Genomic DNA, 22,534 nt, shown 5'->3' on the forward strand with positions numbered 1-22,534 from the left:
CTCAACCACAAGAAGCATTGAAATACTATAATCAAGCTTTACCAATTAGGCGAGAAGTGGGCGATCGCTCTGGGGAAGCTACTACTTTGAATAATATTGGTGGAGTCTACGACACCATCTCTCAACCGCAAGAAGCATTGAAATACTATAATCAAGTTTTACCAATTAGGCGAGAAGTGGGCGATCGCTCTGGGGAAGCTACTACTTTGAATAATATTGGTTTCGCTTACAAAAGTATCTCGCAACCGCAAGAAGCATTGAAATACTATAACCAAGCTTTACCTATTATCCAAAAACTAAGATATCGTTCTGAAGAAGCTACTATTTTAAGTAATATTGGTGCAGTCTACCGAGATACAAAGCAACCGACTGAAGCGATCGAAAATTTGCAGCAATCAGTCCAAATCACCTTAGAAATACGGAGTGGTTTACAGCGAGAAAATCGCCAAAAGTTTTTAGAAGGTAAAAGAGGTAGCGCAGTTGGACTTGTTGACATCCTCATCGACCAAAACCAAGCCGATCGCGCCTTTGAATGGGTCAACATCGCCACCACAGCCGATCTAGCCGACTACACCCGCCTCATCAACGCCAAAGTCAAAAACCCAGAAGCACAGCAATTAATTGACCAGTGGAATCAAAGAAGTCAACAAATTCAATTCTTATCTCGCCAATTACAAGAGAAATTTTCCGACCAACTTTCCCAAAAAATCAATCAACTTCAGGAAGAAAACAGCAAACTTGCAGAAAAAATCCGCCGCCAATTCCCCGAAGTCGCCGAACTCTTTGAAACCACACCCAAAGACATCGCCCAACTGAAAGCAAGTATCGCACCAGATACCGTTGTCATTCAACCCGTCTTGCTCACAAATGTCAAAAATGTCCCCAATACCGTCGCCCTATTTGTCTTGACAAAAGACAGTTTAAGTGTTAAAAGAATTGCGATCGACCCCGCAGAATTCGACAAACTCCTGACTCAATACGGAGAACAACTCCAAAATACTGGCGACACTAACTTCGCCGTAACAGGCAGCAAACTCTACGAAATCCTGATTCGTCCGGTCGAAGACCAAATTAAAGCTACTTCCGCCAAACAATTGAGCATCATCGCGACGGGAAAACTGCGCTACATCCCCTTTGAAACGCTGTATGACGAAAAAACTGATGAATTTCTCATCCAGAAATATCCCGTCAACTATCTCACCCGCATTTCCACAAGGTCAATTCCCAATTCGACTTTACAAGGCGGCATCTTAGCATTAGGAAATCCCATCCCTCGTCTGCCCCAAAATCTACCCGGTTCCGAAGCAGAAGTGAGAAATATTGCTCAATTATTCCCTGGCAGTTCCGCCTATATCGGCAATGCCGCTACCCTCGACCAATTCAAACTTCAAGCACCCCGCTTTCCCTTTTTGCACCTAGCAACTCACGGCTGTTTCCAACAGGGAGGCTGTCCCAAATTGGGCATGGAGGAAAATACACTGCTATTTGCTGACAGCCAATACAATATTGCCGATGCCGCGTTATTAGGATTGCAAAACACCAGACTCCTCACCTTAAGCGCGTGTCAAACTGCTATGCAAGCGAATTCTAACGGTGAAGAAATATCGGGAGTTGCCTATGTATTTGAGCGTGCGGGCGCACAAGCTGTGATGGCGAGTTTGTGGAGTGTTTCGGATTCATCTACTCAAGAGTTGATGGTTGAGTTTTATCAAAATATCAATAAGGGGATGAGTAAAAATGAAGCATTGCGGCAAGCTAAGTTGAGTCAAATTGGTCGGCATCCGTTTTATTGGTCGCCGTTTATTTTAATTGGGGATGGGCGGTAGTTGATGCCGAATTTGGGTTCGTTATGGCACGAGTCACTCGGCGGCTGATTATGCTTTCATAATAGCAGAGCTTCTACAGACAGAATGCTGCCCTAAAATTTGTAAGGTGCGTCTGTTTGTAAGGATTCGATACGCATCGAAAATCATCGCAACTGACGCATCCTACTACTAATATATGTATCTAAAATCTCAGATTGTTAACTACGCCGAATGTTAAAACAACACCAATCTTGGCGCTTCCACAAAGTAGCGACAATCCAACCATGCTGTTCGAGAGTATCAGCAATTGGTTTAGCTTGGTCGAGTAAAATGCCGCTGAGAACTCCCCAAGTAGTTGGTTTGCTAATTTCAGTGAATTGCGGGATTAAATCAATGATTACTTCTGCTAAAATGTTGCACATGAAACCATCTAAAGGCTCATCGACCATTTCTTTTAGCCGATCGATACTACCGAGTTCTGTAACCAACTGCTGAGAATTAACTCGGTTGAGTTGTCTGTTGCTAATGGTCGATCGCACTGCCAAAGGATCGGTATCCAAAGCATAAACTTTTGTAGCGCCTAATAACACCGCGCCGATCGACAAAATACCCGATCCGCAGCCAATATCGGCAATGATACACTCTTTGTCATCAAAACCGAGGCGCATTTCCAGCGACTCCAGACAAAGCTGAGTGGTGGCGTGGGCACCGGTACCGAAAGCGACACCGGGATCTAAACGTAAAATGATGCGATCGGGATTATGCGGTATTGGTAGCCAAGCGGGATAAACTAAAAAGCGATCGCCAATTTCTTGAGGCTGCCAATGCTGCTTCCAAGTGCTGCCCCAATCCTCTTCCTCAATCAAATCCCACTGCATCGCTGGTAAAGGCAAACCCGCGCACAGGGCATCTTGGCGCAGCCACAGCGACAGGGCGGCCAAATCCAACAATCCCGCCTTTTCTTCCGGGAGGTAAGCCGACATCAGACAAGAATTACTTTTCATCTCGCTGACACTTCCCTGACAGCCGAACATTTCCAAGCGCCAGAAGATGATATCTTCCAACGCCGGATCGCAAAGAACTCGAATTTCCCACCAGCTATGTGCCATAAGGATTTTAGATTGGAGATTTTAGATTGTAGATTGGGGGAGAGAGACTGAGAACTTGCGATTTGAGATTTTAGATTGGGAGCAAGGGCGGGATCATTGGTGTCAACTTAAGCCTGAAAGCCCTGAGAAATCTGGTTTTTACCTGAGTCTAGATCCCCCTAAATCCCCACCCCCCCCTAGCCCCCCCCAAGGGGGGAAGGGGGACTTTGAGAAGACTCTTGTCCCCCCCTTCTTAAGGGGGGCTAGGGGGGATCTAGGCTTAATAGTCAAACAGCAGTCTCTGACTGGGTTTGACGTTAAGTTGACACCAATGGGGCGGGATCAGTCCCCCAATTCAAAACCTAAAATCTAAAATACCTCAAAGATTTACCGTGTAAGCATCCCGAATTCCTGGAACTTTGATGATTTCAGCCAAAATCCCCTCTGGCAGAGGATCGTCGAGGCTCAGAACCATCACCGCGTCACCGCGCACGATTTTACGCCCTACCTGCATACTGGCAATATTGACATTAAAACTGCCCAACTGAGAACCAATTTTGCCAATAATTCCCGGCATATCGCGGTGCAAGGTAAATAACATATGGTGAGTCGGGGAAACGTTGACGGGGAAATCGTCCACGCTGGTAATCCGAATTTCGTTTTCGCCGAGGACAGCACCAGTGACGGTGTGTTCGCCCAGGGTTCCCTTGGCCATCAGGTGCAGAGAGCCTGTGTAGTCGCGAATGGAGGCATCTCTGGTTTCGACGACGCGAATGCCACGTTCTTTGGCTTCGATGCTGGCGTTGACGTAGTTAACGCGCTCTCTGAGGGCTTGGGAGAGCAATCCTTTGAGGGCGGCGACGACTACGGGCTGGCTTTGATTATTTGCTAATTCGCCTTGGAGTTGGACGTTGAGGTAATCGACTCGGCCTCCCGCTAGCTGGCTGACGAGGTTGCCTAGGGTTTCGGCCAGTTGCAGGTATGGTTTGAGTTTTTCGATCGAATCTGGGAAAATTCCTGGTATGTTAACAGCCGATCGCGCTGGTAATCCTAACAGTACATCACGGATTTGTTCGGCAACGTCGATCGCCACATTCACCTGAGCTTCGGCTGTCGATGCACCCAAGTGGGGTGTGAGCACGATGTTTTGGCCCACACTCCGCAGAGGAGAATCAGCTTCGAGGGGTTCGTGTTCGTAAACGTCGATCGCAGCGCCGGCAATCTTCCCTTCTTTTATGGCTTCAGCGAGGGCTGCTTCGTCGATGATGCCACCTCTGGCGCAGTTAATGATGCGGGCCGTGGGCTTCATTTTCGACAGCACTTCTGCGTTGATTAGGTGCAGGGTTTCGGGGGTTTTGGGGATGTGTAGCGTGATGTAGTCAGATTCGCGCATCAGCAGTTCTAGTTCTACTAAGCGACAGCCCAACTGTTCGGCTCTTTCGGTGGAAATGAAGGGGTCGTAGGCTAGCAGTTTCATGCCCATTGCTTTGGCGGCGGCGGCTAGGTGGGAGCCGATTTTGCCCAAACCGACGATACCGAGGGTTTTTTTGTAAACTTCTACGCCGATGAAGCGGTTGCGTTCCCATTTACCACTTTTGACAGATGCGTTGGCTTCTGGGATGTGGCGGGACATGGACAGCATCATGGCGATCGCGTGTTCGGCGGCGGCGATCGTGTTACCTTCGGGAGAATTGACGACTACAATTCCTTTGCGAGTGGCGGCGGGTACATCTACGTTGTCTACGCCGACTCCGGCGCGCCCGATGATTTTGAGTAAGTTGCCGGCTTCGATGATTTCTTTGGTAACTTGGGTGCCAGAACGGATCATTAAAGCGTCGTAATCTGGAATAATTCTTACCAGTTCTGCTGCTGACAAACCTGTGTTGACATCAACTTGAGCGACTTGAGAGAGGATATCAATTCCGGCTTGGTCGATCGGATCGGATACTAAAACTTTAGGCATAGCAAGCAATTGAGTGGAATTCAGTAAAAATAGGCCCAGCGAGCTCAAAGTAAAGGCTAAGACTGGGAGCAGTATCTTACTGCTGAGCTTAATTTTGGCTTTGTGCAGTTTGAATTGTATATGTATTTGGTCTAGACAGGTCGTTTTTGCTTGAAATATTTTAGGTTTGTGGTCGATCGCACTCTCAAACCGGCTTCAAATCCCCGAACTGCTTAGCTAGTAAGTCTTTTCGGGTTATAATAAATTTTAGCTATCTTAGCTGAACTATCAGGAATTGTGTTTAATGAATTATCTTATTGCCGTACTCCCCGATCGAATGCAAGCCGAAGCTGCCTATTGTGCTCTGGAAAAAGAAGGCTTACCGATGAAACAGGTAAGTATTTTGGGCCGCGGCTACAAAACTGCGGATGAATTTGGTTTGATCGACCCGAATCAACAAGCAAAGAAACAAGCTAAACTGATGGCTATTTGGTTGATACCTTTTGGGTTTATTGCTGGCTTTACTTTCAGTCTAATCACTGAGTTGAAGACTTTTGCCTGGGCGGGAGAAATAGGCGATCATGTCATCGGTGGGGTATTAGGTGCGATCGCTGCTGCGATGGGTAGTGTGTTTGTGGGAGGCGCGGGTGGTATGGCTTTTGGTAGCGGCGATGCTTTACCCTACCGCAACCGTTTGAATGCGGGTAAGTTTTTGATTGCGGTGAAGGGTACTGATGATTTGACTGGAAAGGCTGCTAATATTTTGCGGCAGTTTGAACCGGAAAATATGCAAGGTTATACAGAAACATAGTTAGTTGGCAGTTGTCAGTTGGCAGTTGTCAGTTGGCAGTTGTCAGTTGGCAGTTGGCAGTTGGCTGTTTTCATTCTACTCAATTAATCTTTGGAGACAGTTATGGAATCACAAACTATCGCCCTACATTCTCCCCTAGAATTAACTCTCGAATTAACTGATGAGCAGTTTTTTCAGTTGTGTCAAAACAACCGGGATTTAAGATTTGAACGCACGGCTAATGGAGAATTGATTATCATGTCACCTACGGGTAGCGAGACTGGCAGACGAAATTCTGGCTTAAACTTTCAACTTACAGCTTGGAATATTCAAAACAATTTAGGAGTTGTTTTCGACTCTTCTAGTGGATTCAAACTGCCCGACGGTTCAGATATTTCTCCTGATTCTGCTTGGGTGCGACGCGACAGATGGGATGCCTTAACTCCCGAACAAAAAGAGAAATTTGCGCCCATTTGTCCCGATTTTGTAGTGGAATTGCGTGAAGCGAAGCTATCCCGTAGGGAATCGGCTAGCGATTCATTAGAAAAATTGCGGGCTAAAATGAAAGTGTACATCAAAAATGGAGCAAAGTTGGGATGGTTGCTCGATCGCAAAAATAGACAAGTTGAAATCTCCCGCCCCGATAGAAATGTGGAAATTATATATTCCCCTGCAACTTTGTCAGGTGAGGATGTATTGCCCGGTTTTGTTTTAGATTTAAGCGATATTTTGTAGAGTGATGTAAATTATGGCAAGTTTGCAAAGAGAAGAACTGTTAAAAGGGATTGAAAATCGCGAATCGGTGGCGCGAGTCATTGACTGCGCTGAACAAGCTATTAAAACTTGGGAGGTTACTCAGACTGATTTTATGTCGCCTCCAGAATTGGCGGAAGCTAAGATTGTATTTAAGCGTTTGAGTGATGTGGAGTTGGTGGCTTGGGGTGGTTATCCGCAGGCGGAAAGGCAAAGAATTGCGATCGCGCGATCGGAAATTGCGATCGACTCTGGTAGTGTTAACATTGCTGCGGTAGAAATCGCCGGTAATTTCCTGTTCGATACAGCTTCTCACCGCGACTTTTTGGGGGCGATGTTGGGCACGGGAATTGTGCGGGAGAAAACGGGTGATGTGATTGTGTTGGGTGAACGTGGGGCCCAGGCGATCGTGATGCCTGAGATGGTAGAGTATTTGGAGATGAGTTTGCAACAAGTGCGATCGGTTCCAGTCAAAACTCGGCGCATTGAGTTGAGCGAGCTCAAAATTAGGGAACCGAAAAAGAAAGAAATGACCACAGTTGAAGCCTCCATGAGATTAGATGCTGTGGCTTCGGCTGGATTCGCCATGTCTCGCAGCAAAATGGTCGATTTAATTGACAGCGGCGACGTGCGAGTTAATTGGAAAGACATCACTCAAGCTAGTTATAATGTCAAGTCTGGAGATTTAATCGCTGTTAGCGGCAAGGGAAGATTGGAAATAGGAGAAGTTGCTGTTACCAAGAAGGAACGCTATCGAGTACAATTAACTCGGTATTTGTAATTTATAGGCCAGAAACCGGGTTTTTTCCGAGAGTATTGTTACACCACCCAAAAACTCCGAAAAATCCGGTTTCTTTAGCTGTGATGCGTGGCCCCAGAAACCGGGTTTTTACCAAGAATATCGATACAGTCGGTTATCTGGAAAAAAACCCGGTTTCTATGATTGTATGCGTAAGTCCTAAATCCAAATTATCTAAATATTTTCCTAATCAACACGGCGACACCCAGCATTAACAAGCCAAATACTAAGCCAAACAGCAGACTCCACAAAATTGTCGCAGCAAAGGGATGCAGCGGGAGAGAAAAATCGGGTTGCCAGCGAATCGGTGTATCCTTGATGAGAGGATAGGCTGCGGAAAAGATTTGTCCGCCGCCGATCGCAGTTCCGACAAAAAAGATGATATTCTCAAGTTGGCGATCGCGCTTTTTCTCTTTGTCTTCGTTTTGCTGGTATAATTCCATCTGTTGGCGATCGCGAATTTTCTCTTCTTCTTCCTTTTGCCTGTACAATTGTATTTGTTCGCGATCGCGCTGACGTTCTCTCTCTTCCTTTTCGCGATCGAATTCCACCTGTTCAATTCTATCTTGTTCTCTTTCAATTTCACCGAATTCAGGAAGCTTCTTTTCTAAATCGCCGACAATTTGCTGTGCTTTGCGATAGTTTTTCCGAGCTGCGCAATACACAAATATGATTTTAGCACGAGAACACAACAGATTCATCACAGAATAATTAAAAGTTGAGGTTGCCAATTGCAAAGTTTGGGGATTATCTTGCAACCATACTAGAATGTGACACCGTTTAGGCGCATCATCTTCGTCGCTGTCATACTCAAAAAATGGATGCGCGGGGTGGCGAGAAACCGGGTTTTTTCCAGAATAGTTGATTACAGTCGATGATTTGGCTAAAAACCCGGTTTCTGAGATTTTGGGTGGGGCGAGAAACCGGGTTTTTTCCAGAATAGTTGATTACAGTCGATGATTTGGCTAAAAACCCGGTTTCTGAGATTTTGGGTATGGCGAGAAACCGGGTTTTTTCCGATATATCTCCAAAAAACCCGGTTTCTGGCCACTCACAATCACAATCAAAAACAAAACAACTGCCAACAGCAAAAACTGCCAACAGTTGTTTTACCTATTCAATGCGGATGGCGAGACTCGAACTCGCAAGGACATAATGCCACACGCACCTCAAGCGTGCGCGTATACCAATTCCGCCACATCCGCTCTTTTTGACTATCTCTGGGATTTTTTGCGTTACGAGTTAAAGATGCACAGGTTGAGGTTCCTGAATTTTAACTTGTGACTAGCCCCTTGAGACCACCGATTTAAAATCATAGCACCATTATCAGTAAATTGTAAAATAAATTTTTGTTAAGAATTTATGGGAAACCATTATCCAGAAGATACCGAAAGGGATTATTCTACAGAATATTGAGTGAATAAGCACCGAAGATGGGGTTCTCGAAAATTTTAATCGCTAATCGCGGAGAAATCGCCCTCCGCATACTACGCACCTGCGAGGAAATGGGGATTGCCACGGTCGCCGTTCACTCCACCGTAGACAAGCACGCCTTGCACGTCCAGTTGGCAGACGAAGCCGTTTGTATCGGCCCCCCCACCAGCAGCAAAAGCTATTTAAACATTCCCAACATCATCGCCGCAGCCCTGACGCGGAATGCCGCAGCCATTCACCCTGGCTATGGCTTTCTCGCGGAAAATGCCCGATTTGCGGAAATCTGCGCCGATCATCAAATTACGTTCATTGGTCCTAGTCCTGCTGCGATGCGGGCAATGGGCGACAAATCCACGGCTAAAGAAACTATGCAGCGGGTGAAAGTCCCCACAGTTCCCGGTAGTGAAGGATTGCTGGCGGATGAACACGAAGCTTTGTCGATCGCCCGTGAAATCGGCTATCCTGTGATGATCAAAGCCACAGCCGGCGGTGGAGGCCGTGGCATGAGGCTAGTCAGAGAACCATCGGAACTCCCCAAGCTATTTAGTGCAGCCCAAGGCGAAGCCGATGCAGCCTTCGGCAATCCGGGACTTTACCTAGAAAAATTCATCGAAAAACCCCGGCATATCGAAATCCAAATCCTCGCCGACAACTACGGTAACGTCATCCACCTCGGCGAAAGAGATTGTTCGATTCAGCGCCGACACCAAAAACTCCTGGAAGAAGCCCCCAGCCCAGCCCTCAGCCAGAAACTGCGAGATCAAATGGGTCACGCCGCCATTGCCGCGGCCAAATCCATCAACTACACGGGTGCAGGAACAGTGGAATTTTTGCTTGACAAATCGGGCAAGTTCTACTTCATGGAAATGAACACCCGGATTCAGGTAGAACATACAGTGACGGAGATGATTACAGGCCTTGACTTGATCGCGGAACAAATTCGGATCGCCCAAGGAGAAAAACTGCAAATCAAGCAAAACCAAGTAATCCTTAACGGCCATGCGATCGAGTGTCGGATCAATGCCGAAGACCCCGATCGCAATTTCCGGCCTCATCCAGGCATAATCACGGGCTTTTTGCCTCCCGGCGGCCCAGGGGTGCGGATGGACTCTCACGTTTACACTGATTATGAAATACCGGCTTACTACGATTCTTTAATTGGTAAGTTGATAGTCTGGGGGCGCGATCGACCTTCAGCCATTCGCAGGATGAAACGAGCACTGCGGGAATGTGCGATTACCGGTGTTCCCACCACCCTCAGTTTCCACCAAAAAATCCTCGACAGCCCGGAATTTCTCAGGGGCGAAGTTTACACGAACTTTGTGGAACAGTTCATGAATAATAGTCAGTAGGCAGTAGGCAATTGGCAGTAGGCAGTAGGCAGTAGGCAGTAGGCAACTAACCGATGCCCCATGCCCAGTGCAGCGATGCCCAGTGCAGCGATGCCCCATGCCCAATTCCCCATTCCTACATCATCATCGTCAGTAGCCCCTGCTGACCGAGAATCATTTCTCGCAGCAAGCTACAGATGCCAACCCAAATAATCGGCGTAATGTCCACCCCGCCGATCGGGGGTACAATTTTTCTAGTTACGACTAAAAAAGGTTCCGTGGGCCAAGCAATCAAGCTCAATGGCAGTTTGCTGAGGTTGACCTGCGGATACCAAGTCAGAACGATGCGGAAAATGAACAGCAAAGTCATCACCACTAGGACAGAGCCCAGAATCCAACTTGTAACGGTAATACCAGTCATAGAGTTATTGTGTCGAAATTTTAAGTTTTGTTAAGTCAGGTATTCATAATTTTAACTGTTTCCCTGGTGCGATCGAAAGTATAAAATTAATAAAAATCAAATTGTTGTAACAAAGGCTTTGAATCTATGACTCCTTCACTCGCGAATTTTCTGTACAGCCTGCTGGTCGGCGTTAGTGTGGTGGTAATTCCAGCAACGATCGCCCTAATCTTCATCAGCCAAAAAGACAAAATTAAGCGCACCTAAAACATCTCTAAAGATCCAAGTCCGGCGTCAAAGTCAATTGTCGGCTGTAGCTATGGCTGGACGTCGGGCATTTCCCTAGTTCCGAAACCTCGGCTGTAAGCAACTCAGAAGGCAAAACCTTCTAGAACTGCCAAGCTGAGGTTTTTCCCGTTAACTGACACCGCCGGAAAGTCCCTCGCTCTACCTGTAGCCCGGTGATATCAATTCCGGTTGTATCGGAATGATTTAACCGCGAAGGCGCTAAGGACGCGAAGGAAGAGAAGAGAGAGTTTAATACAGGACGATGAAGACAGGATTTTATATGAGCAGTTCAGACTCTGTATTAGTCAATATTATGTCAATTCCCAAGCTGCAAAGCGGATGAGACCCTCATCCAGCCAAGTCGGAATAGCAGATTTAAGTAAAAATGTAAACATCTAACTCGCTAATATAGAACAGAAATAGGAGATAGGGTAATGGTTAATTTAGGATTAAACTGGAGCAGCCTGCTGGGGATCATCCTAGCAGTAGCTGGCGCGGGACTTTACTTTCTACGATCTTGGCGTCCCAAGCTAGCACGAGACCACGATATTTTTTTTGCAGCAGTAGGTCTACTTTGTGGCGGTATTCTATTATTTCAAGGCTGGCGGCTAGATCCAATTCTGGCCTTTGGTCAATTCATGCTCACCGGTTCCGCCATATTTTTTGCAGCCGAAAGTATTAAGCTGCGGGGAGCAACCACCGCCCAAGCTAAAAGCCGGGCACAATATATCGATGAAGATAGACCCGTCAGCAACGCCTACGGTTATGAGGGCTACGATGCTGACATTGAGCAGCTAGAACCAGAGGAAGACTATCCCCAGCGTCCCCGGATTAGAGGTAGTCAAGATTATCGTGCTTCGCGGGAAGGCTACGACGATGAACCTCGCCGCCGTCCCGACCGTCGCAACAGCAGCATTGATATATCTAAACCCGATAGACCTGAGCGATCGTCCCGCAAACGCCCCTCTCGCCCCGAAAACCAGGCCCCAGAGCGCTCGGAGCGTTCGGAGCGTTCGGACCGATCGGAGCGTTCGGACCGATCGGACCGTTGGGACATTTCAGACAATCCCGATGAAAAACCGACTCGCAGCCGTAACAGCCGCCCCCCAACTTCCGATAACCGCAGCGATGGGACACCGAGAACCAAAAAAACCCGTCCCGCCGAAGGAGGGAAGTCTCGCCCTAGTAGCCCGGATGTGCAAGCACCACCCTCAGATTACGTCGAGTATCGACCAGTAGAACACCCGGAAGACCAACCGGATAATTCCCCCAATTTCGACAACTAGGGGAAGTGCTAAGTAGATGGGTGAAATTTAATATTTCTGGTGTCAATATCACCGGCAAAATACCAGTTACATTTGATTGATGCCCATCTACTGGCGATCGCGATCGGAGAATTACGATCCAAAAAACTGTGAATGGGGAGTGGGAAACCGCAGATAAACGCAGAGACAACACAGATCACAACCGACAGCTAAATACTCATCGATCGCCATGAATTTCAAACTTTTAAGTTTAGCAATATCGGGAATTTTAACAATGGGGGTTTCAGCCAGCGCCACCGCCGTTGTTACCACATCCCCTGTGCAGTCATCACCAGATGTTACTGAATTTAAGTCGCTGGATAGACAGGGTGCGATCGCCCAAAATATCGAAGAACAAACTAATATTCGCGTTTACGAACGAGCCAGTCCGGCGGTTGTTACCGTCGATACAGATAAATCCAACGGTAGCGGCACAATTATCAGCCCCGACGGCATGGTTTTAACCAACGCCCATGTTGTTTCCGCCGGCGGTACTGTCAATATAATTTTGTCAGATGGCAAAAAAGTCCCAGCCGATGTCATTGGATTTGGGGAAGAAGGCTTAGACTTAGCCGTAGTTAAAATGCGGGGTCAAAACAATTTACCGACAATTCCTTTAGCCCGTCCCGGTTCGGTGAAAGTGGGACAACAAGCATTTGCGATCGGCAATCCTTTCGGTCGATTTCAAGGTACTTTTACCGTCGGAATTGTCAGCCGCATCGACCAACAACGAAGCTTGATTCAAACAGACGCAGCCATCAATCCCGGCAATTCAGGAGGTCCACTGCTTAACAGTTCGGGAGAATTAATCGGAGTCAACACTTCTATTTTTACTCGCGGTCAGGGCGGAGGCAATATCGGCATCGGTTTTGCCATTTCCATAGACAAAGTGCCCGCTTTCCTGACGGCGGTAAGAGAAGGGCGAGCTCCCCGCGTTGCTCAGACACGATCGCCCTTTGGTAACAAATCACCTGCAAAACTAGCACTCAACGGGCCAGCAATCAGTGGCAAACTCACCAACCAGTCTAGCGTTCTGCCGGGAGACAACAGCTTTTTCGACCTCTACTCCTTTGAAGGAAAAGCAGGTCAGCGAATCACAATTGAAATGAAAAGTCAAGAAATTGACCCTTATTTAATCTTGCTCGGCCCCGATCGGCGGCAAATCGCTCAAGATGATGACGGCGCAGGCAGTAACAATGCCCGAATTACAGTCAGGCTACCAGCAAACGGCACTTACACCTTATTGGCAAATTCCAACCAGGCCAGGCAGTCGGGAGCTTATACACTAGAACTGAAAGCCGCAGCTTCTACCCAAGCGGCCAGGGCGATTTTGCAAGAAGAAGGTACTTTAGCCCCAGGAGCTCAGGTACTACCCTCTGACAACAGTCTGTATCGAGAGTATACTTTTGAAGGTCGATCGGGTCAGTCTGTGGATATTTCCCTCGAAAGTAAAGAGTTCGATCCCTATGTGGCTCTGTTTGGCCCTAATGGTCGATTAGTAGCAGAAAATGATGATGAGAGCGATGCGACTAAAAATGCGTCTCTAAGCGTTACTTTACCCGCTACGGGTCGCTATCGTGTCATTGTCAATGCTTACGACGCTTCGGGCCGGGGGCGTTACACTCTAACAGTCCGCTAAAAGTTGAAAATTAGTAATTGGGAATTAGTTATGAGTGGGGGGGTAGGCACGGGGGCACTACCCCTACAAAGCCCTCGTTTTTTGCAGAATGAAACCGCCCTGGGGTAGGGGAGGGTTCTTCTTCCTTCTTCCTTCTGCCTGAATTTCCCCCCTAGGGGGGGGCAGGGGGGGGTTCTTCTTCCTTCTGCCTTCTGCCTGAATTTCCCCCCTAGGGGGGGGCAGGGGGGGGTTCTTCCTCCTTCTTCCTTCTGCCTGAATTTCCCCCCTAGGGGGGGGCAGGGGGGGGTTCTTCTTCCTTCTTCCTGAATTTCCCCCCTAGGGGGGGGCAGGGGGGGGTTCTTCTTCCTTCTGCCTGAATTTCCCCCCTAGGGGGGGCAGGGGGGGGTTCTTCTTCCTTCTTCCTTCTGCCTGAATTTCCCCCCTAGGGGGGGGCAGGGGGGGGTTCTTCTTCCTTCTGCCTGAATTTCCCCCCTAGGGGGGGGCAGGGGGGGTTCTTCTTCCTTCTTCCTTCTGCCTGAATTTCCCCCCTAGGGGGGGGCAGGGGGGGGTTCTTCTTCCTTCTTCCTTCTGCCTGAATTTCCCCCCTAGGGGGGGGCAGGGGGGGGTTCTTCTTCCTTCATCAAAAACTGAGGTAATTCATGCGTCAAGTTAGATTTTGGGCGATCGCGCCAATTGCTCTGCTAGCTACTGTTTCAGCCAAGCCCGTTGCTTCCTCGCCAGTTTTCGATGCGAGTGGAGTTTTAGCGCCCGGTAATTCTACCCTAATTGCCGCAGGATTTTCTCAGAATGCTCCTCATACTAACAGGGATATTAATCATGTTTTAGCTCAAGCTACTCCTAAGTCTTCGCCATCAGCCATACCAACTCCCTCAGCTTTGCCTATTCCTGCTGCCGGATCGTCTAAAGTCATTTTGGATAAACAAGGAGAACTGACTCCGGCTAAGTCTTCCGTACTGCCCTCAGACAGCAGTTTATATGATGAATATACCTTTGAAGGCACGACAGGCCAGACAGTAGTTGTGTCTTTAGAAAGTGGCGAGTTTGATACTTATTTGGCTGTCTTCAACTCCAAAGGCGAGTTGCTTGCAGAAAATGATGATGCTACTGAGCAAAACTCCAATTCGGAATTGACTGTTACTTTGTCGGCCAGTGGTAGCTACAAAGTAATTGTCAATGCTTTTGATTCACCGCCCAAAGGTAAAGGAAAGTACAGTTTGAAAGTCCGGGAAGTCATTAAGAATTAATAATTTATAAATCGATGTTCTCGGATTTCAAACATCTACGGGGAAGGTGAAAATTGGATAATAATTTATTTTTCACCTTCCGTTTTTTAGTGATTTAACCCAAACCTAGCCAGGTAAAAAAATTCTCGCCTGTGAAGAATTCGAGCAACAGAATTGCCACGAATCCTACCATGGCAAATCGTCCGTTGATTTGTTCCGCGTAGGCGTTCCAGCCAAAGGCAGGTTCTGCTTTTTCGGCTGACTCTGGGCTTGATGGTGTTGGGGAAGCAGGAGTTTTAGATTTCATTGAAAAGTGGTGAGTGTTGAGTGTTGATTTAAAATTTTATAGCAAAATAGCACTTATTAGTAAAATCACTGGAGTTTAGACTAACGATCCTAAATTGGCGATCGAGCTTATCAGATTTTGCTTCGCACAACATTTGGAATTCATACCATCGCAAGCTGGTTAATTGCTCTAGCAAGCTTGCGATTATTGACCATTCCTGACACCTTGAAATCTTCCAAAACAATCACTTGGTTTTCGTTAACTATTTTAGTTGACAGTTTGTGCAGGAAGTCTGTGCGGATGTCTGCTATCTCGTTGTGCAATTTGGCAATCTGAAGGTGGCTTGCATTTCTTCTCTTAGAGTCTTTTTGTTGACGGGCTAGCTTTTTTTCAAGTCGGTGAATCTTCCTGTCTAACTTTTTAGCAATCAACATTTCTACCTGGTGGTATCGGGTTTTTTGTGTGTTTTTATGCCGTTCCGGGAAAACAATCCCTGTTTTTGGGCTCAACATAATCGGCGCTTATATTTAACTCAAATTGAGGCAGGAAAAACTCATGTTTACCTCGGCTTGAATATATCGATCGCTCTTGTTATTGATTTGCGATCGATTATTCAGCAAGCCCTGCTTAGTCTAAACTCCAGTCAATAGTCACTGATCAACCATCAACAATACCCATCCCCCTTCGCAATTCTTATTTTTTCCCTTAGTTTTTCCGCAATATTCCACAGCGTTTCCACAGGCAAGTTGCAGGTTTTCCACAGATTTGACAAAGTTTTCCACAGAAATCAACGGCGCTGTCGGATCTTGCTGCGGTATTGGGGATTTTGTTAACTTGCTCCCCCAGCCTTCGGTTTTTCTAAAGAATATAAAAATATGTAACAAAAAATGTACTCAAAGGCTGATTCTTTCGTAAATCTTTTTTTTATCTAAAGGACTTTGTAATATTTCGCCACATTGACAAACCTACCCCCTCATAGCGCACAATGATGCGACCTACCTAAAAAAAATACTCTGGTTTCGGCAGTGTCTAGACCTGTATCCGGCCGAAAGGTGGGTTCTATTTTCAATTTATTAGCGAGACTAAAAAAAATGATGAACCCAACAGTCAGTATTTTTGCCGAAATTCCCGAAACGCTGCATGATTCCCTCAAAACCTACTTGGAAACTCATCCTGAATGGGATCTAGACCGAGTTTTCTGTGCTTCCTTGTCGCTGTTTTTGTTGCAGAATGCCGACAGTGGCACCCCGGAGGCTTCCCGTAGCTATCGCCAAGCGGCAAGAGTTTATCTGGAGACGCTGTTTCAGTCCCCTCAAGACTTGCACAGCAATAATGTATAGCACGCTTAACATCTCTGATTTGGCGTGGCACTTATAGGGCGGGGTTGAAACTTAAACTTCCCTAAGCGTCTTCATCGATTACGCTAAAATGGTTCTCTGAGTAAGTTGACGATTTTCTGAGGTTGACTAACGGAGTATGTCGTCCCACAAGCTGAAGGAAGCGCTTATAGAGGAGTTGCAAAAGTGAACTGTAATGGGATATTGTGATTTATTCCGATGTACTCCAACTACGGGTTACTCAACAATTAGTAGTTACCAATTAGCATTTACCAATGACGAACCGAGTAGACACCTTGATTGTGGGTGCTGGTATTACCGGCTTGAGTCTGGCCCACGCGCTGCACAAGGAAGCAAAGACTGGAGATCCGCTGAAGATTTTAGTTGCTGAGAGTCAGGGACGTGTGGGCGGGAATATCACAACTTCTACAGGGCATGGGTTTCTGTGGGAGGAGGGCCCGAATAGTTTTTCGCCGACGCCGGAATTGATGAAGTTGGCTGTGGATGTGGGGCTGAAGCAGGAGTTGATTTTTGCCGATCGCCAATTGCCTCGGTTTGTATATTGGCAAAATAAGCTGCAACCTGTGCCGATGACTCCTGGGGCGATGATTCAGTCTGGGTTGCTGAGTTTTCCGGGGAAACTGCGGGCTCTGTTCGGGGCTTTGGGCTTTGTGGCTCCGGCAATGGGTGCTACACTTTCGCAGCAGGGTGAGGAAGAAACTGTTTCTCAATTTTTCCGGCGACATTTGGGTACGGAAGTGATGCAGCGATTGGTGGAGCCCTTTGTGTCTGGGGTTTATGCCGGCGATCCTCAACAACTTAGCGCGGCGGCTGCTTTTGGCCGGGTGACAAAGATGGCTGATGCTGGTGGCGGGCTGGTGGCCGGGGCGCTGCTTTCTGCCAGGAAACGGCCGAAAAAAATGCCTCCAGACCCGAATATTCCTCAGACTAAGCCGGGGGAGCTGGGTTCGTTTAAAGGGGGGCTGAAGGCTATGCCAGAGGCGATCGCTGCTTCCTTGGGCGATCGCCTGAAACTGAATTGGCATCTGACAGGTTTGCAGCGTACTGAACATAAAACTTATATTGCCCAATTCTCTACCCCCGACGGGCCGCAACAAGTTGAGACTCGGACTGTGGTGCTGACAACGCCTGCTTATGTGGCCGCGGATTTGCTGCAATCTCTGCAACCGGAAGTTAGTAGCATTTTACAAGCTTTTACTTACCCTACTGTTGCCTGTGTTGTGTTAGCATATCCGGTGTCGGATGTCAAGGGTAAATTGGTGGGATTTGGAAATTTAATTCCGAGGGGGCAGGGAATTCGCACTCTGGGAACGATTTGGACTTCCAGTTTATTTGCCTCGCGCGCGCCGGCGGGTTGGCAAACTCTGACGAGTTACATCGGTGGGGCTACGGATTCGGGTATTGGCAATCTTGACCCCGAAGAAATTGTGGCCGAGGTGCATCGAGATTTGTCTCGCATCTTGCTCAAACCGAATGTGCCACAGCCGAAGGTGTTGGCGGTGAAACTCTGGAAACAGGCGATTCCTCAGTATAATTTGGGGCATCTCGATCGCCTCCAACAGATCGATCGAGGCTTAAAATCTTTGCCAGGGATGTATTTGTCTAGTAATTACGTTGGCGGGGTGGCTTTGGGAGATTGTGTGCGGCTGGGTTTGGAAAGGGCGATCGAAGTTAGCAAATATTTACAAGAAACCAGCTAAGGGATTTTTGGTGAAGAAACAGACCCCACGGAGGAGGGAGCATCCCGATTTTGTATGGGGTATAGCATGACCGCAGTAAATCTCTGGTTATAACTAATAAATTGTCTGCGGTCATGCTAGAGCATCCTACGAATATATTTACAAAACACAGATGCACCCACGGAGGAATTCGAGGGTAGCGAGCAGCAAGCAAAATAACTCAACATTTGTGGTAAAACCTTTACAAATCTCTTGAGAGAATGATTTTAGTAGAGAGACACATCATTAAACAATCCCATCAGCATTGGCAGTCCATAGATCGACTATCTTTCTTATCTAAGAATCTCTACAATGCAGCTAATTACATCTGTCGTCAATACTTCTTTGCTAGTAGTAAGAAATATAGTCTCACCGACTTATATCATTGGTATCTTAGTAATTGGTAAGAATGAGAACTGGAAACAGAATCTGAATATAGGTAAAAGAAATAATCAGTCATTCACGCAGATTCCCCATGCAAGATTAATTGACCAAATCGCATATAAATGTCAATTAGCAGGAATCAAAGTCGTAGTCACGCTCAGAATCTTATACCTCAAAGACGAGTGCTTTAGATTTAGAAACACCCCGCAAACACAATACCTACCTGGGTAAACGTGTCAAGAGAGGCTTGTTTCGATCTCAGTCAGGAGTCAAACTCAATGCTGACGTTAATGGTTCCTTACAAATCACTAGAAAAGTATTCCCTAATGCCTATACAGTAGAAGGGATAGCGAGTGCAGCCGTTGCACCTTTAAAGGTAACACCTTTATTAAGTGTTAAACTGAGCAAATGAAGATTTGTTCAGTTTAACACGAACGGTCTTGACACTTTCTAGCTGCTTGTCTCAACAAATTTGTAGCCCACGCCCCGCACGGTTTGAATCATGGAATTTTGATTACTATCGGGTTCGATTTTGCGACGAATTTGACCGATATGGACATCGACTACGCGATCGGCTCCTACATACTCATAGTCCCAGACTTCTTGTAGCAATTCCGCACGCCTCCACACGCGACCTGGTTTGCTGGCCAAACAGTACAACAAATCGAATTCCAGTGCAGTCAAAGCAACTATCTGGCCACCGAGAGTCACCACCCGACTTAAGGGATCTATAGCCAGCTTTCCGAAGACACGGCTTTCAGGTTCCTCTGAATTTTTTTGCTGGCGCAACCGCCTCAAAAGAGCTGCTACGCGAATTTTAATCTCTACAAGACTAAAAGGTTTAGTAATGTAGTCGTCAGCACCGCAGTCAAAGGCTATCACCTTGTCATGTTCATCGGTGCGGCTAGTTAGCATGACTACAAAAACGCCCGTCTCCTTTTGCATTTGTTTACACAAACTGTAGCCGGTGGTATCTGGTAAATTTACATCCAAAATCACTAATTTAGGATTAAATTGCTTGAATAATTCCATACCAGTGTGACCGTCCTCGCCAGACTCAACTTGATAACCTTGCTGACTTAAAAAACGGTGAATTAAATTTCGGATTGCCGGGTCGTCATCAACCACAAGGATTTTTTCTGGGGTCATGACCACAATTTTGTTTGAATAATTAGGGCAGAATGTTTAACCATAATAATAGAAAACTGGATACATATCTGGGAAAAATTCAGCTTTTAATAGTTATAACCTACGCAAAATTTCCGGCAACAAATCTCCTGGAACTTTGGATAAGGCTAAATTTTGGCCGGGCAGCCCACATTCACTATAGAAAGCTCTAATCGTTTTGACAATATAGCTCAAAGCTGTTTGCCGACCATCGATCGCTTGGGAGTTGGCATCGTCTGGTTGTAAATTTAGTTTATCTCCATATGTTAACTCTTTGTCCTGAAGATGCTGTTCCCAGGCGGCGCAAACTTGTAACTGGTGGTGCAGCGCTGCTTCTAAATGTTGTGTCTGTGCGGCTTTGTTGGCCGCCAAATCAGGGTCTGTAGCTAGTTGATAGTGGGCTAGTCCCAGATTGCTGCGAGCGGCTAAGGTGTCAAAGGTGAGTTGGGTGCGATCGAGCTGCGAGGCGATATCCAGGGCAGTTTCGTAGGCTAAAATTGCCTGCTGCAAGGATTCTGTCCGAGCGCGTTGTTGCTGGAAGTGGTTGGCCAAATGCCAATAAGCTGTACCGAGATTGTTTTGAGTGGCGGCAGCGGCAGCGGGGGCTAATTCTCTGGTGCGGTATTTTAAGGCTTCGCGATAGGCCGCGATCGCCCTTACCAGCAGAATTTCTTCCGGTTGATGCTGGGCGAGGTTCCAGCACGCCGTACCAATGTTGTTTTGCACTCCTGCATAGTTGAGGGGTTCTGTAGATGGATTGTAGCAGATGAGGGCCTGGGAGTAAGCGGCGATCGCACTTTTGAGGTAGACGATCGGCTGACCATCTTGAGCTAAACTCCAGTATGCTGTCGCCAAATTATTCTGAGCCGCTGCATACTGTTGAGGTTCCGTCCGGGAGTCAATATCCAGCAGCGCTTGCTGGTAGGCTGTAACTGCTTGCTGCAAGTTTTCGGTTTTGTCTTGATAGCGGGCTAAATCAGCCAAGGCGATGCCCAAATTTTTGTTTAATCGGGCACGGGTTTGCAGTGTCAAAGACCCATCTTTTTTGTTTAAACCTTCTCGGTAGATGCCGATGCTGCGAAACAAGCAAAATACTGGATCTAAAGTCGTGGGTCCTTCGGTGTCATTTCCTTCGGTATAGCTTGGTTGCAGGCGAGATAACATCCAGTAGAGAGTGCCGAGGTCGTTGCACAAATCGGAAATTGGCAGTAGGTTATTTGACTCCTGAATATATTGACTTAAGTGGTGTTTAAATTCGTCAATTAGTAGCGTGCATTTGGGATTTGGTGGTTGATTTTGGTGTTCGTGGGGATCTATTTGTAGGTATTGAATCACTTGTTCGATCGCACCAATGGCAATGGTTAAGTTTTGCCAAGAAGCGTCTCCGGCTTGAATGCGATCGCGGTAGAAATTCCCCAAACATTGATAAGCCAAAGCCAAGGATTCGGAGGAACATTGATTTTCTTGCAACAGTTCAATGTATTGCAGAGTTTGCAACTGCTGCACATTTTCCGCGTCGGTGGCCCGATTGTAAGTGGTCAACTCCTGGGCCGGTGTTGGTAGCGCTAAATCTGCTAGTTCAATAGACTGAGAGTTGGATGTTGTGGATGGAGAATTGGGAGTTACTAAGGGAGAATTTGTAACAGGAGATAGGGAACTGGAAACTTGGGATTCTCCAGACTGGGAACTTAAAAATTCCTCGCCCAATTCCAGCCGCTCTCCGAAGTCCCAATGGCGGGGGGAGGGTGTTGGTTCTCCTTCAAACTCAAATACTCCGGTTCGCCAGTGCCAAAATTCCGGGGCTGACTGTTCGATCGAACTCAGCCAAGGTCGCGACACCCACAGTAACAGAGTGGACTCCCACACTTGCAAGTGGGTTTCGATGTCTCTCAAATGGCTCAGGAAAGACCACTGGACGGCCGCTGAGTGCCGAGTCAGGTGTTCGGCTCCCAAAATTTGAAATCCCGGCAAGGGGCTGTAGCTGCGCGAATTTTGGGGCGGTGGATTTTCGGTCAACCATGCGGCGATCGCACCCCAAGGATTCGGATCGCCCAGGTTGAGTTGCAAGCTGACAAATCGCGGATAGGCGATCGGCGATCGAAATATTTCGCTGGTGGCTGTGGCAGTCAATTCTGCCTCTAAGCGGGCTGCTAGACAGTCCCGCAAGCACAAGTCATCGCAGGCGGCGATAAAAATTTGACGGCGCAAATTCAGTTCAAGTGCCTGTTTCAAGCGTTGGTAAATCAGCTTGTTCGAGCTAGAAACTTTTTGGGAAGGAATAGACATCAGAGTCTGGCGATTTTAGATTTTAGATTTTAGATTTTAGATTTATGCCCACAGGTAAATCCGGGAGCTTGTTTAGGGTAGATTTTCAACTAGCTATTCTATATTTTTGACCGAAAATTCAAGTCCCAACCCCGTCCTGATTTTTTTGTTTCTAATGCTTTTGGTCTTATGTAGTCTTTCAGCTCGCGTCGCGTTACTCAGGACTTTTAGCGCTTCCTGCTTGTTATTGAAGCACAAAAACCATGTTTCCATTTGTCTAGAAACATGGTTTTCTCAACAGTTATTTAAAATCGGGATTTGAATCAGCTTTGAATCTCAGCCCTGTTTCTAGACAGAAGCAGCCACAAACACCAAACCTGCAACTAACATCGCCGCTGCAATACCCATGATGATGTAGTTTCGTTGCTGGTTTTTATTGGGAGGTACGGCTTCATACACCTTTGGCTCTTTAGCAAAGTTGTTCAAGCGTCCATCGTCGTCCTTGATGTAAGGCATTAGTCACAATCCTTAGTATTTTTGATGTTTACAACTTTACCAAA

Annotated in this window: 21 protein-coding genes and 1 tRNA gene; 12 read left to right on the plus strand and 10 right to left on the minus strand. The window is 47.0% G+C overall.

Features of this window, described 5'->3' with window-relative positions:
* A partial coding sequence (locus ACBR23_RS03845; RefSeq protein WP_371118503.1) for a CHAT domain-containing protein occupies positions 1-1,826 on the plus strand: 1,826 nt, incomplete at its 5' end.
* A 197-nt stretch (positions 1,827-2,023) separates the two neighbouring features.
* Here ACBR23_RS03845 and prmA read toward each other — a convergent pair.
* Together prmA and serA are read right to left on the minus strand one after the other, a co-directional pair.
* Positions 2,024-2,914 (minus strand): 50S ribosomal protein L11 methyltransferase, encoded by an 891-nt coding sequence (gene prmA, locus ACBR23_RS03850; protein ID WP_371118504.1) that lies wholly within the window; start codon positions 2,912-2,914, stop codon positions 2,024-2,026.
* A gap of 358 nt (positions 2,915-3,272) precedes the next feature.
* Positions 3,273-4,856 (minus strand): phosphoglycerate dehydrogenase, encoded by a 1,584-nt coding sequence (gene serA, locus ACBR23_RS03855; RefSeq protein WP_371115595.1) that lies wholly within the window; start codon positions 4,854-4,856, stop codon positions 3,273-3,275.
* Between the two features lie 283 nt (positions 4,857-5,139).
* Between serA and ACBR23_RS03860 the strand changes: the two genes are divergently transcribed.
* From ACBR23_RS03860 to ACBR23_RS03870, 3 genes are all read left to right on the plus strand, one after another.
* Entirely contained in the window at positions 5,140-5,646 is a 507-nt protein-coding gene (locus tag ACBR23_RS03860) for a hypothetical protein (RefSeq protein ID WP_371115596.1), read from the plus strand.
* A 102-nt stretch (positions 5,647-5,748) separates the two neighbouring features.
* Entirely contained in the window at positions 5,749-6,360 is a 612-nt protein-coding gene (locus ACBR23_RS03865) for a Uma2 family endonuclease (protein ID WP_371115597.1), read from the plus strand.
* 13 nt (positions 6,361-6,373) lie between these two features.
* Positions 6,374-7,159, plus strand: coding sequence for a photosystem II S4 domain protein (locus tag ACBR23_RS03870; RefSeq protein ID WP_371118506.1), 786 nt, complete (start codon positions 6,374-6,376; stop codon positions 7,157-7,159).
* A gap of 188 nt (positions 7,160-7,347) precedes the next feature.
* Here the strand turns inward: ACBR23_RS03870 and ACBR23_RS03875 are convergent, their stop codons facing one another.
* Both ACBR23_RS03875 and ACBR23_RS03880 read right to left on the minus strand, forming a co-directional pair.
* Positions 7,348-7,842, minus strand: coding sequence for a hypothetical protein (locus ACBR23_RS03875; protein ID WP_341738497.1), 495 nt, complete (start codon positions 7,840-7,842; stop codon positions 7,348-7,350).
* Positions 7,843-8,298: 456 nt separating this feature from the next.
* A tRNA-Leu gene (locus ACBR23_RS03880) sits at positions 8,299-8,382 on the minus strand.
* Positions 8,383-8,610: 228 nt separating this feature from the next.
* On the opposite strand from ACBR23_RS03880, the gene accC reads away from it, so the two are divergent.
* Entirely contained in the window at positions 8,611-9,963 is a 1,353-nt protein-coding gene (gene accC / locus ACBR23_RS03885) for an acetyl-CoA carboxylase biotin carboxylase subunit (protein WP_341738499.1), read from the plus strand.
* Positions 9,964-10,078: 115 nt separating this feature from the next.
* Here the strand turns inward: accC and ACBR23_RS03890 are convergent, their stop codons facing one another.
* The gene (locus ACBR23_RS03890; RefSeq protein WP_341738500.1) at positions 10,079-10,363 is read right to left on the minus strand and encodes a YggT family protein; all 285 of its coding nucleotides are present in this window, start codon (positions 10,361-10,363) and stop codon (positions 10,079-10,081) included.
* A 126-nt stretch (positions 10,364-10,489) separates the two neighbouring features.
* Between ACBR23_RS03890 and ACBR23_RS03895 the strand changes: the two genes are divergently transcribed.
* The 4 genes from ACBR23_RS03895 to ACBR23_RS03910 all read left to right on the plus strand — a co-directional run bounded on the left by ACBR23_RS03895 (position 10,490) and on the right by ACBR23_RS03910 (position 14,817).
* Positions 10,490-10,609 carry a photosystem II reaction center X protein gene (locus tag ACBR23_RS03895; protein ID WP_333272427.1) on the plus strand — a complete coding sequence of 40 codons (120 nt, stop codon included), beginning with the start codon at positions 10,490-10,492 and terminating at the stop codon, positions 10,607-10,609.
* A gap of 455 nt (positions 10,610-11,064) precedes the next feature.
* Positions 11,065-11,916 carry a Ycf66 family protein gene (locus tag ACBR23_RS03900; RefSeq protein ID WP_371115602.1) on the plus strand — a complete coding sequence of 284 codons (852 nt, stop codon included), beginning with the start codon at positions 11,065-11,067 and terminating at the stop codon, positions 11,914-11,916.
* 208 nt (positions 11,917-12,124) lie between these two features.
* On the plus strand, positions 12,125-13,573 hold the full coding sequence (locus ACBR23_RS03905) for a trypsin-like peptidase domain-containing protein (RefSeq protein ID WP_341738502.1): 1,449 nt from the start codon (positions 12,125-12,127) through the stop codon (positions 13,571-13,573).
* Between the two features lie 638 nt (positions 13,574-14,211).
* The gene (locus ACBR23_RS03910) at positions 14,212-14,817 is read left to right on the plus strand and encodes a DVUA0089 family protein (protein WP_371117825.1); all 606 of its coding nucleotides are present in this window, start codon (positions 14,212-14,214) and stop codon (positions 14,815-14,817) included.
* Positions 14,818-14,911: 94 nt separating this feature from the next.
* Here ACBR23_RS03910 and ACBR23_RS03915 read toward each other — a convergent pair whose 3' ends face one another.
* Positions 14,912-15,103, minus strand: a complete 192-nt coding sequence (locus ACBR23_RS03915; RefSeq protein ID WP_371117824.1) for a chlorophyll a/b-binding protein — start codon at positions 15,101-15,103, stop codon at positions 14,912-14,914.
* Positions 15,104-15,243: 140 nt separating this feature from the next.
* Positions 15,244-15,594 carry a transposase gene (locus ACBR23_RS03920; protein ID WP_371117823.1) on the minus strand — a complete coding sequence of 117 codons (351 nt, stop codon included), beginning with the start codon at positions 15,592-15,594 and terminating at the stop codon, positions 15,244-15,246.
* Positions 15,595-16,176: 582 nt separating this feature from the next.
* On the opposite strand from ACBR23_RS03920, the gene ACBR23_RS03925 reads away from it, so the two are divergent.
* From ACBR23_RS03925 to ACBR23_RS03935, 3 genes are all read left to right on the plus strand, one after another.
* Positions 16,177-16,422 carry a DUF2811 domain-containing protein gene (locus ACBR23_RS03925; protein ID WP_340517738.1) on the plus strand — a complete coding sequence of 82 codons (246 nt, stop codon included), beginning with the start codon at positions 16,177-16,179 and terminating at the stop codon, positions 16,420-16,422.
* Between the two features lie 272 nt (positions 16,423-16,694).
* A complete protein-coding gene (gene hemG, locus ACBR23_RS03930) occupies positions 16,695-18,140 on the plus strand; it encodes a protoporphyrinogen oxidase (RefSeq protein WP_371118508.1) in 1,446 nt (481 codons plus the stop codon).
* 330 nt (positions 18,141-18,470) lie between these two features.
* Positions 18,471-18,773 carry an IS200/IS605 family accessory protein TnpB-related protein gene (locus ACBR23_RS03935; protein ID WP_340517677.1) on the plus strand — a complete coding sequence of 101 codons (303 nt, stop codon included), beginning with the start codon at positions 18,471-18,473 and terminating at the stop codon, positions 18,771-18,773.
* A gap of 219 nt (positions 18,774-18,992) precedes the next feature.
* Here the strand turns inward: ACBR23_RS03935 and ACBR23_RS03940 are convergent, their stop codons facing one another.
* The 3 genes from ACBR23_RS03940 to psb34 all read right to left on the minus strand — a co-directional run bounded on the left by ACBR23_RS03940 (position 18,993) and on the right by psb34 (position 22,490).
* Positions 18,993-19,691 carry a response regulator transcription factor gene (locus tag ACBR23_RS03940; RefSeq protein ID WP_340517675.1) on the minus strand — a complete coding sequence of 233 codons (699 nt, stop codon included), beginning with the start codon at positions 19,689-19,691 and terminating at the stop codon, positions 18,993-18,995.
* Positions 19,692-19,784: 93 nt separating this feature from the next.
* Positions 19,785-21,995, minus strand: coding sequence for a tetratricopeptide repeat protein (locus ACBR23_RS03945; protein ID WP_371117821.1), 2,211 nt, complete (start codon positions 21,993-21,995; stop codon positions 19,785-19,787).
* A 327-nt stretch (positions 21,996-22,322) separates the two neighbouring features.
* Positions 22,323-22,490: a photosystem II assembly protein Psb34 gene (gene psb34 / locus ACBR23_RS03950; RefSeq protein ID WP_015177107.1), complete on the minus strand. Its 168-nt coding sequence runs from the start codon at positions 22,488-22,490 to the stop codon at positions 22,323-22,325.
* Positions 22,491-22,534: the final 44 nt, after the last annotated feature.

The organism is Microcoleus sp. (assembly GCF_041354475.1).
Classification (GTDB): domain Bacteria; phylum Cyanobacteriota; class Cyanobacteriia; order Cyanobacteriales; family Microcoleaceae; genus Microcoleus.

Bases quoted from the DNA above. Each gene is read 5' to 3' on its own strand.
- ACBR23_RS03860 (WP_371115596.1), top strand. From the start codon at position 5,140: ATGAATTATCTTATTGCCGTACTCCCCGATCGAATGCAAGCCGAAGCT.
- ACBR23_RS03890 (WP_341738500.1), bottom strand. From the start codon at position 10,363: ATGACTGGTATTACCGTTACAAGTTGGATTCTGGGCTCTGTCCTAGTG.
- ACBR23_RS03915 (WP_371117824.1), bottom strand. From the start codon at position 15,103: ATGAAATCTAAAACTCCTGCTTCCCCAACACCATCAAGCCCAGAGTCA.
- ACBR23_RS03865 (WP_371115597.1), top strand. From the start codon at position 5,749: ATGGAATCACAAACTATCGCCCTACATTCTCCCCTAGAATTAACTCTC.
- ACBR23_RS03900 (WP_371115602.1), top strand. From the start codon at position 11,065: ATGGTTAATTTAGGATTAAACTGGAGCAGCCTGCTGGGGATCATCCTA.
- ACBR23_RS03910 (WP_371117825.1), top strand. From the start codon at position 14,212: ATGCGTCAAGTTAGATTTTGGGCGATCGCGCCAATTGCTCTGCTAGCT.
- ACBR23_RS03920 (WP_371117823.1), bottom strand. From the start codon at position 15,594: ATGTTGAGCCCAAAAACAGGGATTGTTTTCCCGGAACGGCATAAAAAC.
- ACBR23_RS03905 (WP_341738502.1), top strand. From the start codon at position 12,125: ATGAATTTCAAACTTTTAAGTTTAGCAATATCGGGAATTTTAACAATG.
- ACBR23_RS03895 (WP_333272427.1), top strand. From the start codon at position 10,490: ATGACTCCTTCACTCGCGAATTTTCTGTACAGCCTGCTGGTCGGCGTT.
- ACBR23_RS03925 (WP_340517738.1), top strand. From the start codon at position 16,177: ATGAACCCAACAGTCAGTATTTTTGCCGAAATTCCCGAAACGCTGCAT.
- prmA (WP_371118504.1), bottom strand. From the start codon at position 2,914: ATGGCACATAGCTGGTGGGAAATTCGAGTTCTTTGCGATCCGGCGTTG.
- accC (WP_341738499.1), top strand. From the start codon at position 8,611: ATGGGGTTCTCGAAAATTTTAATCGCTAATCGCGGAGAAATCGCCCTC.
- ACBR23_RS03945 (WP_371117821.1), bottom strand. From the start codon at position 21,995: ATGTCTATTCCTTCCCAAAAAGTTTCTAGCTCGAACAAGCTGATTTAC.
- psb34 (WP_015177107.1), bottom strand. From the start codon at position 22,490: ATGCCTTACATCAAGGACGACGATGGACGCTTGAACAACTTTGCTAAA.
- ACBR23_RS03940 (WP_340517675.1), bottom strand. From the start codon at position 19,691: ATGACCCCAGAAAAAATCCTTGTGGTTGATGACGACCCGGCAATCCGA.
- ACBR23_RS03870 (WP_371118506.1), top strand. From the start codon at position 6,374: ATGGCAAGTTTGCAAAGAGAAGAACTGTTAAAAGGGATTGAAAATCGC.
- ACBR23_RS03935 (WP_340517677.1), top strand. From the start codon at position 18,471: ATGCAGCTAATTACATCTGTCGTCAATACTTCTTTGCTAGTAGTAAGA.
- hemG (WP_371118508.1), top strand. From the start codon at position 16,695: ATGACGAACCGAGTAGACACCTTGATTGTGGGTGCTGGTATTACCGGC.
- serA (WP_371115595.1), bottom strand. From the start codon at position 4,856: ATGCCTAAAGTTTTAGTATCCGATCCGATCGACCAAGCCGGAATTGAT.